Source organism: Kitasatospora sp. NPDC053057 (genome assembly GCF_044546945.1).
GTDB lineage: Bacteria > Actinomycetota > Actinomycetes > Streptomycetales > Streptomycetaceae > Kitasatospora.
This window is the reverse complement of record NZ_JBITZP010000012.1, coordinates 40,835-53,575: the sequence shown is the minus strand read 5'-3', so window position 1 is coordinate 53,575 and position 12,741 is coordinate 40,835. Positions and strand designations below refer to the sequence as shown.

At 73.6% G+C, this 12,741-nt stretch carries 7 protein-coding genes; 4 read left to right on the top strand and 3 right to left on the bottom strand.

Features of this window, described 5'->3' with window-relative positions; all coding sequences use genetic code 11:
* Positions 1-10: 10 nt before the first annotated feature.
* Complete coding sequence (locus tag ACIG5E_RS15360; protein ID WP_396533892.1) at positions 11-538, top strand: GNAT family N-acetyltransferase; 528 nt, start codon at positions 11-13, stop codon at positions 536-538.
* A 321-nt stretch (positions 539-859) separates the two neighbouring features.
* On the opposite strand, the gene ACIG5E_RS15355 is transcribed toward ACIG5E_RS15360, so the two are convergent.
* On the bottom strand, positions 860-2,029 hold the full coding sequence (locus ACIG5E_RS15355; protein ID WP_396533891.1) for a mechanosensitive ion channel family protein: 1,170 nt from the start codon (positions 2,027-2,029) through the stop codon (positions 860-862).
* A 513-nt stretch (positions 2,030-2,542) separates the two neighbouring features.
* On the opposite strand from ACIG5E_RS15355, the gene ACIG5E_RS15350 reads away from it, so the two are divergent.
* Positions 2,543-3,187, top strand: a complete 645-nt coding sequence (locus ACIG5E_RS15350) for an HNH endonuclease (protein ID WP_030287845.1) — start codon at positions 2,543-2,545, stop codon at positions 3,185-3,187.
* A gap of 148 nt (positions 3,188-3,335) precedes the next feature.
* On the opposite strand, the gene ACIG5E_RS15345 is transcribed toward ACIG5E_RS15350, so the two are convergent.
* Positions 3,336-7,280: a beta-N-acetylglucosaminidase domain-containing protein gene (locus ACIG5E_RS15345; RefSeq protein ID WP_396533890.1), complete on the bottom strand. Its 3,945-nt coding sequence runs from the start codon at positions 7,278-7,280 to the stop codon at positions 3,336-3,338.
* Between the two features lie 330 nt (positions 7,281-7,610).
* On the opposite strand from ACIG5E_RS15345, the gene malQ reads away from it, so the two are divergent.
* Together malQ and ACIG5E_RS15335 are read left to right on the top strand one after the other, a co-directional pair.
* Positions 7,611-9,758 (top strand): 4-alpha-glucanotransferase, encoded by a 2,148-nt coding sequence (malQ, locus tag ACIG5E_RS15340; RefSeq protein WP_396533996.1) that lies wholly within the window; start codon positions 7,611-7,613, stop codon positions 9,756-9,758.
* Positions 9,759-9,767: 9 nt separating this feature from the next.
* Positions 9,768-9,992: a hypothetical protein gene (locus tag ACIG5E_RS15335; RefSeq protein ID WP_396533889.1), complete on the top strand. Its 225-nt coding sequence runs from the start codon at positions 9,768-9,770 to the stop codon at positions 9,990-9,992.
* A 105-nt stretch (positions 9,993-10,097) separates the two neighbouring features.
* Here ACIG5E_RS15335 and pepN read toward each other — a convergent pair whose 3' ends face one another.
* A complete protein-coding gene (gene pepN / locus ACIG5E_RS15330) occupies positions 10,098-12,680 on the bottom strand; it encodes an aminopeptidase N (protein WP_396533888.1) in 2,583 nt (860 codons plus the stop codon).
* Between the last annotated feature and the right edge of the window lie 61 nt (positions 12,681-12,741).

Below are 12,741 nucleotides of genomic sequence, written 5' to 3'. Positions count from 1 at the left end.
AATCGTGCAGATGCCCGTCTTCGAGACCTTCACCGATCCGGACGTCGCTGCCCAGCTGCTGGACGAGATTGCACCGCTGTACGAGCGGGTGTTCGCAGAGCCGCCGTACTTCGAGGGGCCTCGCGACCTGGCCGAGTTCCTGGAGGGCTACGAGTCGTTCCGGACCATGCCGGGCTTCCGACTGGTACTGGCCCGCTCGGGTGCCGCCCTGGTCGGGTTCGCTTTCGGTGTCCTGCTCCAGTCGGACAGCCGTTGGTGGAATGGCCTCGGCCTGGACGATGACTTCATCCGCGAAGACGGGCGCCGGACGTTCGTGATCCGGGAGATCGCCGTGGCTCCGGAACGGCGTCGGCAGGGACTGGGCCGGGAACTGCACGCCGCCGTACTCGAAGGGGCCCGGGTGGAGCGCGTCACGCTTGCGGTCCGGCCCGAAGCGCAGGCTGCGATGAAGATGTACGAAGCCCTCGGTTACCGAGAGCTGGGCGACAAGGTCCCGGCTTGGGACGGCGCCCCGTTGTACCGCTACATGGTCCGGTAGCCACCGGACGGCGAGGCCACGGAACGCGGCTTCGGCTCGGACGTGGGCCTCGTGGCCGAAGCAGTGGCGGGACCGGTCGCCGGTAAGCGTGCGGCCGGTGGGCTTGTAGGTCTGCCTCTCGACGGTCCATGCGCCCTTGCCTGGGTCGGCCAAGGAGGACCGGGGCCGCCGGTGCCAGTGCCGCAGGAGCGCTCCCACCTGGCCCGACCCGCGACCACCGCGATGGGTGGGCGGCCCGGCCGGCAACGGCCGGGCCGCCCGAAGCCAGGGGAAAGCATGTAACACCGGAGTGGGAGCGGGGGCTCTCGGTCGACGGAGCCGCTACGGCTTCGCGATCGTCGGGTCGTCCGTCGGCGGCTTGGGGAGCGGGATCGGTTCGGCCGCCCGGTAGCGCGGCGAGGTCGGGTCCGACAGGGCGGACGGCGGCGCGGGCTCCACCGCGGTGATCGACACCCCGGTGGCCGCCGTCGGGGCCTCCTCCTTGACCTTGATCCCGGCCTGGTCGAAGGCCGTCTTCAGGCGCTGGCGCAGCGCCCGGGAGACCACGGGAGCCTTGCCCGGTGCGGTCCGGGCCTCGACCCGCACCATCACCGAGTCCGCCGCCACCGACTCCACGCCCAGGATCGACACCGGCGCCCAGACCAGCTCGTCGTACGGCGTCTCCTTGGACAGCCCTTCGGCGGTCTCCTGGATCAGGTCCTCGACCCGCTGCAGGTTCTCCTTGTACCCGACCTGCACGTCCACCGAGGCGGTGGCCCAGCCCTGGCTCATGTTGGCGATCCGCTTCACCTCGCCGTTGCGGATGTACCAGATCTCGCCGTTGGCCCCGCGCAGCTTGGTCACCCGCAGCCCGACCTCCAGCACCGTGCCGGTGGCCACCCCGGTGTCGATCTCGTCGCCGACGCCGTACTGGTCCTCCATGATCATGAAGACCCCGGAGAGGAAGTCCGTCACCAGGTTGCGGGCGCCGAAACCGATCGCCACACCGGCCACACCGGCACTGGCCAGCAGCGGCGCCAGGTTCATCCCGAGCGCGGAGAGCACCATCAGCGCCGCCGTGCCCAGGATGGTGAAGGAGGCCATGCTGCGCAGCACCGAGCCGATCGCCTCCGAGCGCTGCTGGCGCCGCTCCGGGTTCACCACCCCGTGGTTGGCCAGCAGCCCGCCGAGGCGGCTTTCCTCGTGGTGGTCGTGACCGCGTGCCATCCGCGCTATCAACTGGGTGATCAGCTTGCTCACCACGACCCGCAGCACCAGCGCCAGCACGATGATCAGGACGATCTGCAGGCCGCCCGCCAACCAGGCCTGCCAGTGGGTGTCGAACCAGCTGGCCGCCTGCTTGGTGGTGTCGGTGACGTCCTGCGCGCTGGTGGGGATCCGCAGCTGCGGCAGCTCCGGCGCGGTGGGGGACGCGGTGGGGGAGGGGGCCGGCGTCGGGGTGGAGAGCGTCGAGGACGCGTCGATCGGACCGGTGGCGCCGGAGCGGAACACGTGCGGGACCTTCCTTGCTGGGGGCGTGACCGGCCCGCGCCGCGCAAGCGGCCCGCGGACCGTGCGGGCTAGCCTATCCGGCGCCGAACACCAGCCCGGACCGGCCGCCGGGCGTACGCCGCCCCCGGACGCCCCGTCAATGCCCCAGTGCGCTCCCCCCGGGCACCATCCGCGCGCCACCCCGGCGCCACGCCCGCACCACCGGCCCCACCACCCCGAACGGCCGCAGCCCCGCCGCCGTACGGCCCAGCGGACTGCTCCGATCGGCCGAGCCGCGCCCCGGCCCGGCCACCGCGCCCCGCCCTGGCGCCACCCGGGTGAAACCTGACCTTCCCCCGGGCATACCGGCTATGACGAAGACCACACCCGGAGTTCACGTCAGCACCGTTACACAGGAGTGGTGGCGCCGCACGAAGGCGTAAGGCGACACTGGGGGAGATCGCGCACTCGTTGCGCGATCCAACCGCTCGTCCCGGCGCGAGCCACGCGCCGCAGGCGTCCAAGGAGGCATCCGTGCCGCATGTCCTGGTCCTCAACGCGTCCTACGAGCCACTCGGCGTCGTATCGATGCGCCGCGCACTCATCCTGGTCCTCAACCACAAGGCGGTCAGCCTGGAGGACACGGGAGTCACTCTGCACAGCGCCACCAGCGCCCTACCGGCGCCGTCCGTCGTCCGTCTGACCCGGTTCGTCCGGGTCCCGTTCTGCGGGCCCGTCCCGCTCACCCGCCGGGCGCTGTTCGCCCGCGACCACGGCCGCTGCGTCTACTGCGGGGCCGCCGCCACCAGCGTCGACCACGTCATCCCGCGCAGCCGGGGCGGCCAGCACCGGTGGGACAACGTGGTGGCGGCCTGCCGCCGCTGCAACCACACCAAGGCCGACCGCCACCTGACCGAACTCGGCTGGCGGATGAAACGACCACCCGCACCGCCCAGCGGCCTCGCCTGGCGGATCATCGGCACCGGGATCAAGGATCCGCGCTGGCGGCCCTACCTGGAGCCGTACGGCGGCGGTGACCAGCTGCGCGCCCCGCAGTGGGGCGAGTACGAGCACCACGACCATACCGAGCCGACCCACTCCGTCCCGATCGGCCGGGCGCACGCCGCCCATCCCGCCCCCGTCCGCCGCGGCGAGCAGCCCGAACCGCTCTCCGCCTGACCGAAGCGACACAAAGGGCCCGCCCGTCACACCGTCGGCACGCGCCTCATGGGCCGCCGCGCCCCCCGCGAAGGGGAGCCCGGCGGCCCGCCGCATATCCGGCTGAAGCCACGGCCACGAACGCGGCCGCCTACGCCCACGGCTACGACTACGGCTTCGTCGTCGGCGGCGCGACCGGCGTCCCCGGCTGGCCCGGCTGGCTCGGCGCCCCCGGCTGGCCCGGCGGGTTGGCCGGCGGCTGCGGCGGGGCGGCCGGAGCGGTGACGGCGTACAGCTCGATCCCGTACAGCGAGTAGCCGAACTTGGTGGCCCGCGCCACGCCCTGCATCCGGACGTACTGGACGTTCGGCGCGTCGAAGCGCACCGTCTCGTCGCCGCCCTTGCCGTTGTCCACCGTCGCCGCGTCCGTCCAGCTGCTGCCGTCCGCCGAGACCTGGATCTTGTACGAGGAGGCGTACGCGGACTGCCAGTGCAGCACCGCCGCCCCCAGGTGGGCCGCCTGCGGCAGCGCCAGCTGCACCCAGGCGTCGTCCTTGGCGGGCGAGGACCAGCGGGTCTTCGGGTCGCCGTCGGCGATCGCCGAGGCCGGGAAGTTCGGCGTCTCGTCGCCCGAGGAGCTCGCCTGCGCGCCGACCGCCAGGTCCGGCCCGCCGGTCGGCGGCACCACGTGCACCTGCAGCACCTGCTTCACGGTGGTGCCGCCCGCCACGTACGACACCGGCACCTGGTACGTCCCGGAGGGCGTCCCCTGCGCGGCGCTGACCAGCAGCGGTACGCCCACCCGGCCGCCGCGCGGCACGGTCACCGGGCCGGACGGGGTCACGGTCAGGCCCTTGGCGGCGGCCGGCACCTCGGTGCGCAGCTCGCCGGTGGTGCCCTCGGGGCGGCCGGCCTCGACGGTGGCCTGGGTCTTGGCGGGCGCGGAGGCGCCGGTGACCACGTCCAGGGCCGGGTCGGTGAGGCTCAGCCGGGCCGCCGGGGCGTCCGCGTACCAGGGGATCACCTGGTTGACCACCGGTGGGTCGCCGCCGGGCTTCCAGGTCAGCCGGAACGCGTCGGCGGCCTGCCCGCCGGCCGGCAGCTCGTTGTAGCCGGGCTGCACGGTGCCGATGTCCACCCAGCTGCCGTCGGAGCGGCGCACCGCGACGGTGGCGCTGGCGTGCACGTTCGGGTCGGTCAGCACGGTGAGCCGGTCCAGCGGGCGGGCGCTGCCGAGCTCGACGGTGAGCGGCTCGTCCAGTGCGGTGGGCGCCTCGGCGGCGCGGTACGCGGTGTCCGGGTTGCCGTCCAGTACGGCCGCGGCCGAGGAGCCGGGCAGCGCGGCCGGCCCGCCGGAGACGCTGGCCGGGGACTCGTCCGGGGCGGTCACGGTGAACTCGCGCACCGCGACGGCGGTCTTCTGCACGGCGGTGGCCCGCAGCCGCACCGCCCGCACCACGGTGCCGGCCGGCAGCTGGGCGCTGACCGTCTTCTGGTTCTTCACCACGGCGAGCTGCTTCCAGCCGCCCTCGCCGGTGGTGTACTCCAGCACGCCGTCGCGGATGTAGTCGTCCACGGCGTTCTGGGCGTCCGGGCCGTCGCCCCAGCCGCCCATCAGCACGGTGACGCCGCTGATCGGCCGGCCCGCGCCGAGGTCGACGCCGACCGAGTCGCCGGGCTGCGGGGGAGCGGAACTCCAGTAGAAGGTGTCGGCCTGCCCGTCGACCATCAGCGCGGGCATGTGGTCGTGCGCGGTGCCCATGCTGCTGGTCGGGGTGACCCCACCGCTGACCACGCCGGACCAGTTGTCGGCGGCGCGCACGGCGCGGTCCAGGAACGGGCCGAGCACGCCCGCGCCGATGGTCGCCGGGGCCTGGGCGAGCTGCGCGCGCAGCCGGTTGAGCTGCACCCGGGCCTTCCAGGCCGCCGCGCCGTCGCCGCCGTGCTGGGCCAGCAGCATGTCCAGCGCGGCCTGCCCGGCCAGCCCGTAGTCGCGCAGCGGGCCGAGCCAGGGGCCGGCCTCGGTGGCCAGCTGGGCGGTGGCCTGGGTGCCGGCCAGGGTCCGCTGGGCGCCCGCCATCGCGGTGAAGGCGTCCCGCAGTGGTGCCGCGGCCGCTATCAGCTTGTTGAGGTCCGGGGCCGCGCCGGAGGTGGGCTCGGCGTTGGCCCAGAACTGGTCCAGCAGCGGCTGCAGGTAGCCGGACTCCTGCTTGGCCAGCGGCGAGGAGGTGCTGTTGCCGGCCAGCGCGGTGACGGCGGACAGCGCCGACCCGGCGGGCGTGGCGGCGGCGCCGGTCGGCCCGGCCAGCGAGCGCACCGCGGCCTGCCAGGAGTCGTCTGGCTTGTAGCCGGACGGGTTCCAGGCGAAGTCGCCGGCCGTGGCGAGCGCTATCCGGGAGGCCACCGGTTGCTGCATCGCGCCGGTCAGCAGCACCGCCGAGCGGGTGGCCACCTCCGGATCGCGGCCGGTGTAGGCGCCGAGGAAGAGCCGGTCCGGGCTGGCGTCGTTGACCGGGTAGTTGTCCATGGTGATCAGCGGGTGCCCGTACAGGCTGCCGGTGTCCGAGGTCTGGGCGCCGGTGATCTTCTCCGGGATCACCCCGCCGCCGCTCCAGGCCACCTGCACGCCGCCGGGCAGCGCGTCGGCCAGCGCCTTGCGGTAGGGCGTGGAGCCCTGCTTGTGGTACTCGGTCGGGACGATGGACAGCGGCGCCAGGCCCGGGTTCTTCGCGATCAGCCGGTCCTGCACCTTCTTGACCAGCGCGGCCTGGGCCTTGGCGGCGGCGGCCGGGCCGGTGCCGTACTTGTCGCGGTCGTCTCCGCAGTGCCACTCGTCGTAGCTGACGTCGAGGAACTGCAGCTGGAACGCGGTGAAGCCGAGCTTGCGCAGCCCGTCCAGCTTCCTGACCAGCGCGTCGACGTCGTCGTCGTCGCTGAAGCAGAGGGACTGCCCGGGGTCGATCGCGTAGCCGAGGGTGACGTGGTTCTGCCGGGCCCGGTCGCCGAGCTCGCGCAGGTCGGACTGCTGGTCGGCGGGGTAGGCGTCGCGCCAGCGGTTGAGCCGGAACGGGTCGTCACCCGGGGCGTAGAGGTAGAAGTTCTGCTTGGAGCGGCCCAGGAAGTCCACCTGGTCGAGCCGCTGCTGGGCGGTCCACGGGGTGCCGTAGAACGCCTCCGCGGTGCCGCGCACCGGCGCGCCGCTCGGCCAGTCCCGCAACGTGATCCCGGGCAGCCCGAGCCCGGCCGCGCCCGGCCCCTGGCCCTGCCCGGCCGGTACGGCGGCGAGCAGCTGGCGCAGGCTCTGCGCGGCGTAGAAGGTGCCGGCGGCGTCCGCGCCCGCCAGCACCACCGCGCCGTACGTCCCGCCGCCCTGGGCGGGCAGCTGACCGGTCGACAGCACGTAGCCACCGGGCGGCATGCCCGCGGTGGAGGGCGCGGAGCCGTCCTTGCCGCCGGCCGCGGCGCTCAGCTGGCGCAGCGTCCGGTCCACCTCGCCATCGGCGCCCTCGGCGGGCCCGCCGATGTACACCACCAGCGATCCGGCGGCCGGCGTCCCGCCGTCGGCCTGCGGGGTCACGTCGGTGGCCCCGGCGATGGTCATCACCTCGCGGACGGCGTCCACCGCGCCCCGGTCCACCTTGGGCGCGGTCACCAGCGTCACGGCGGCCGGCACGGTGACCGGCTTGCCCCCCACGGTCTGCTCCTGCGGGTGCGGGAACACCTGCGGGTCGGTCACGCTGCCCAGCGGCGTCTGCGGCGCGGTGCTCACCACGTCCGGCCCGGGCGTCGCGGCGTACGCCGTCGACGGCAGCGGCCCGGCCAGCAGTCCGCCGACCACCGCCGCGGTCACCACCCCGGCCGCGATCTGCATCGCCCGCCGCCCCGGCCGCCCGGCCGCACGCTCCGCCCGCACCGATGCCAACAGCGGCTCCGTCCCCTTCAGGTCGGCGATCATCCGGTCCGCGGTCCGCGGCGCCAGCTGACGGCACGTCCGCGCCGTCGCCCGCCGCGCCGCCAGCGCCGCCGGATGGTGCAGCACCTCGCGCAGCGCCGGAGTCTGCTCCAACTGCTGCCGCAGCCGCCGCCCGGCCACAACGGACACACGGGCTTGCACAGGGGCCTCCTCGCCAGGCCTGGACCACAATGCGAGCAACCCCACCAGCTACCCAACCCGGTGTCAACGTCACCGACGGCTATGCCTACTTTGCCCCGATTCATCCCACTGTCCGGACTGTTCCTGACGACGCGCCGACAACACCCGGACCGTGGGGCCCGGCTCGACGCGTCGAGCCGGGCCCCACGTCGTGCCGGTGGGCTGCGGCCGTGTCGCGCTGGGTGATCGAGGTGTCACCCGGGTAGGACTTGGGAGTCCTGACCGGGCGTTGCCGAGACATCGCAGGAGCCGCGAGTGGCCGCTTACCACGACAGTGACGGAGCCGACGGGCTGACGGTACCGGCGCAGGACGCGCCGCCACCGCCGGCCGAACTGGTGGCACTGGCGCAGGCGTACGGGGTGGATGCCCGGTATCCGGGGCCGGGCGGGCAGGCGGTGGGGGCGCGGACGCTGGTGGCGGTGCTGGGGGCGCTGGGGGTGGCGGCGGGGTCGCCGGAGGAGGTGCGGGAGGCGCTGGAGCGTCACCGGGCCGAGCAGCACCACAAGTTGCTGCCGCCGTGCGTGGTGGTGCGGCAGGGGCGGCGCACCGCGCTCGACGTGCCGGCCGACGCCCGGCTGTACGTGGAGCTGGAGGACGGCGGCAGTTGGGAGCTGCCGCGCGGCCACTCGCACTGGCTGCCCGCGGACCTGCCGCTCGGGCGGCACACCCTCAAGGCGGAGAGCAACAACAAGAAGGAACAAGCGCCGCTGATCGTCGCCCCGCAGAGGCTGCCCCAACTCCCCGGCCGCAGCTGGGGGTTCCTCGCCCAGCTGTACTCCGTGCTGTCCGACCGCTCCTGGGGCATGGGCGACCTCGGCGACCTCGCCGAACTCGCCCAGTGGGCGGGCGCCGATCTCGGCGCGGGCTTCGTGCAGATCAACCCGCTGCACCAGGGGCTGCCCGCGACGCCCGGCACGCCCTCCGACCCGTCCCCGTACCGCCCGTCCTCCCGCCGCTTCGCCGACCCGGTGCACCTGCGGATCGAGGCCGTCCCCGAGTACGCCTACCTGGACACGGAGCAGCGGGAGCGGGCCGAGGAGCCGACCCGACGGGCGGCCCGGCTGCGCGACGAGGTCCTCGCCCACGACGGCCTGGTCGACCGCGACGCCGTCTGGCAACTCAAGCGCGAGGCCCTGGAGATCCTCCACGAGGTCCCGCGCGGCCCGGGCCGCCAGGCGGCGTACGAGGCGTTCCAGCGGCGCGAGGGCGAGTGGCTGCGCCGGCACGCGCTGTGGAACGCCCTGGCCGAGGCCCACGGCGCCGACTGGCACCACTGGCCGAAGGGCCTGCGTCACCCGAACGGCCCACAGATCGAACAAGCGGAGAAGGAACTCCGGGAACAGGTCGAGTTCCACCGCTGGCTCGCCTGGCAGGTCGACCAGCAGCTCGCCGCCGCCCAGCGCAGCGCCCGTGAGGCAGGCATGCCGGTCGGCCTGATCCACGACCTCGCCGTCGGCGTCCACCCGGACGGCGCCGACGCCTGGGCGCTCCAGGACGTGCTGGCCGGCGGCATCTCGGTCGGCGCCCCGCCGGACGCCTTCAACGCCCACGGCCAGGACTGGGGCCTCCCGCCCTGGCGCCCGGACGCCCTCGCCGCAGCCGGCTACGCCCCGTACGCGGAGCTGCTGCGGGCGGCAACACGCCACGCCGGGGCCCTGCGCATCGACCACGTGATGGGCCTCTTCCGCCTCTGGTGGGTCCCGAACGGCCACCCTCCCACCGAAGGCGCCTACGTCCGCTACGACGCCGAGGCGATGCTCGGCGTGCTCGCCCTGGAGGCCCACCGGGCCGGTACGGCGGTGATCGGCGAGGACCTGGGCACGGTCGAGCCGGGCGTACGGGAGGAGCTGGCGGCCCGGGGCATCCTCGGCACCTCCGTGCTCTGGTTCGAACGGGACTGGCAGGCCGACGGCGGCATCCTGCCCCCGGACCGCTGGCGCCCCGGCTGCCTGGCCACCCTCACCACCCACGACCTGCCGAGCACCGCCGCCCGGCTCTCCGGCGAGCACGTCGAACTGCGGCACCGGCTCGGCCTGCTGGCCCGCCCGCTGGAGGAGGAGCAGCAGGAGGCGGCCGACGAGCTGGCGGCCTGGCGGGCCGAGCTGACCGCCCTCGACCTGCTCACCCCCGACGAGCCGCTGTCGATGCCGATCCTGTACCGCTTCCTCCGCTCCACCCCGGCGGAGCTGGTCGGCGTCTGGCTGCCGGACCTGGTCGGCGACCCGCGCCCGCAGAACCTGCCCGGCACCTGGGACCAGTACCCGAACTGGCGCCTCCCGGTCGCCGACGGCGCGGGCGATCCGGTCACCCTGGACCGCCTCGCCGCCACCCCCGCCGCCCGCCTCCTCGCCCACCTCCTGGCCCTGCCAACCCCCGGAACTCGTAACCGGAACCGACAGCACCACCCCGACGCGCGCCCTCCCGTAAGCGGCGGGTAAGTTGGAAACGTGGACAAGAGGAACGCTTTGCGAGCCGGCGCGGTCTCCGCAACGGTCACGCTGATGATGCTGCTGTCGTCGCCCGCCATGGCCCTCACCAGGGACGACGGCGACGACCCGGGTGCCGGCCTGGGCGTCGGCCAGACCATCGGCCTGTACGTGCTGATCCCGCTCGCCGCGTTCGCCGTCATCGCGGCCCTGGCGGCTCTGCCGTACGGCAAGAAGAAGAAGTAACCGCCGCGTCCACCGGACTCGACGTCCACCAGGACCCGCACAACCCCGAAGGGGCGCCGGACGATTCGTCCGGCGCCCCTTCGGGCATTCGAGCTTAAAACCGGGTCAGCGCGCCCCGGCCGCCTTGTCGACCGCCTGCGCCTTGAGCGCGCGCTCGACCCCGGCCCGGGCCTCGACCACCTGGCGCCGCAGCGCCGGAGCCGGTTCCGCCGAGGCCAGCCAGGCGTCCGTGGCGGCCAGCGTCGCCTCGGAGACCTGCAGCGCCGGGTACAGCCCGACGATGATCTGCTGCGAGATCTCGTGGCTGCGGGTCTCCCAGATGTTCTTCACCACGGCGAAGTACTTCTCCGCGTACGGCGCCAGCAGCTCCCGCTGGTCCGACTGCTGGAAGCCGGCGATCACGGCCTCCTGCACATAGTTGGTCAGCTTGTCTGACTCCACCACCGAGGCCCAGGCCTGCGCCTTCGCCTCCGCGGTCGGGCGGGAGGCGCGGCAGGTGGCCGCGTGCTCCTGGCCGGCCGCGGTGTTGTCGCGCTCCAGCTCCGCCACGACCGCGGCCTCGTCGGCGCGGCCGGTGGCGGAGAGCCGGGACAGCAGCGACCAGCGCAGCTCGGTGTCCACCGCCAGGCCCTTGATCTCCACCGAACCGTCCAGCAGCCCGGCCAGCAGGCCCAGCTGACCGTCCGTGCGGGCGACCGAGGCGAGGGTGCGGGCCCAGGCCAGCTGGTGGTCGCTGCCGGGCTCGGCGGCGCGCAGGTGCTCCTCGGCGGCGGCGGCCCAGCGGGCGAGGCCCTGCTCGCGCCAGTCCGGGTCGGTGTAGGCGTCCAGAGCCAGCTTGACCTGGCGCTGCACGGACTGCACGACGCCGATGTCGGTCTCCCGCCCGATACCGGACAGCGCCAGCGACAGGTAGTCGCGGGCGGCCAGCTCGCCGTCGCGGGTCATGTCCCAGGCGGAGGCCCAGCACAGCGCGCGCGGCAGCGACTCGGTGAAGCCGCCGAGGTTCTCGGTGACGACGGCCATCGAGTCCTCGTCCAGCCGGATCTTGGCGTACGACAGGTCGTCGTCGTTCAGCAGCACGACGGCCGGCCGGTGGCGCCCCACCAGCTCCGGCACCTCGGTGCGCGCGCCGTCGAGGTCCAGCTCGATCCGGTCCGTCCGCACCAGCGAACCGCCGTCCACCAGCTCGTACAGGCCGATGGCGATCCGGTGCGGCCGCAGCACGGCCTCGCCCTTGGCGCCGGCCGGCAGCGCGGGGGCCTCCTGCAGGACGGCGAAGGACTCGATCTCACCGTCCGTGTTCAGCACGATGGACGGCCGCAGCACGTTGATGCCCGCGGTCTCCAGCCAGGCCTTGGACCACGCCTTCAGGTCGCGCCCGCTGGCCTCCTCCAGCGCCCCGAGCAGGTCGCTGAGCCGCGTGTTGCCCCAGGCGTGGCGCTTGAAGTACGCCTGCACGCCCTGGAAGAAGGCGTCCTGGCCGACGTACGCCACCAGTTGCTTGAGCACCGAGGCGCCCTTGGCGTAGGTGATGCCGTCGAAGTTGACCTGGACGTCCTCCAGGTCGTTGATGTCCGCCATGATCGGGTGGGTGGACGGCAGCTGGTCCTGCCGGTAGGCCCAGGTCTTCATCTGGTTGGCGAACGTGGTCCAGGACTGCGGCCACTTGGAGCCGGGGGCCTCGGCCTGGCAGACGGCCTCGGCGAAGGTCGCGAAGGACTCGTTGAGCCAGAGGTCGTTCCACCACTCCATGGTGACGAGGTCGCCGAACCACATGTGGGCGAGCTCGTGCAGGATCGTGGCGGCGCGCGCCTCGTACGCGGCGTCGGTGACCTTGGAGCGGAACACGTACTGGTCGCGCAGGGTGACGGCGCCCGCGTTCTCCATCGCGCCGGCGTTGAACTCCGGGACGAAGAGCTGGTCGTACTTGGCGAACGGGTACGGGTAGTCGAACTTCTCCTGGAAGTAGTCGAAGCCCTGCTTGGTGACCTCGAAGATCGCCTCGGCGTCCAGGTACTCGCGCATCGAGGGGCGGCAGTACACGCCCAGCGGCACCCGCTGCTCGCCGTTCTCGTAGGTGTCGAAGACCCCCACGTACGGGCCGGCGACGAGCGCGGTGATGTAGCTGGAGATCCGGCCGGTCGGCTCGAACTTCCAGACCTGGGTGGGGCCTTCGCCGACGGGCTCGGGGGTGGGCGAGTTGGAGACCACGACCCAGCCGGTGGGGGCGGTCACGGTGAAGGCGAACGTGGCCTTCAGGTCCGGCTGTTCGAAGTTCGCGAAGACCTGCCGGGCGTCCGGCACCTCGAACTGGGTGTACAGGTAGGTCTCGCCGTCGACCGGGTCGACGAACCGGTGCAGGCCCTCACCGGTGTTGGTGTAGGCGCAGTTGGCGACCACCCGCAGCTCGTTGTCGGCGGCCAGGCCGGGCAGCGGGATGCGGCTGTCGGCGAAGCCGGCCGGGTCGAGCGGGGTGCCGTTGAGGATGATCTCCTCGACGCCCGGGGCGACGAGGTCGATGAAGGTGTCGGCGCCGGGGGTCGTGGCGGTGAACCGGACCACGGTCGTGGACCGGAACGTGCCGCCGTCACGGGCCGAGCCGAGGTCGAGCTCGATGTCGTACGCGTCCACCCGGATGAGGTCGGCCCGGGTGCGGGCCTCTTCGCGGGTCAGGTTGGTGCCGGGCACTCGCTGCACTCCTTCGTCAGGCTGATGGACCGAATCCTCGCATGCCCGAGGGCTGCCCCGA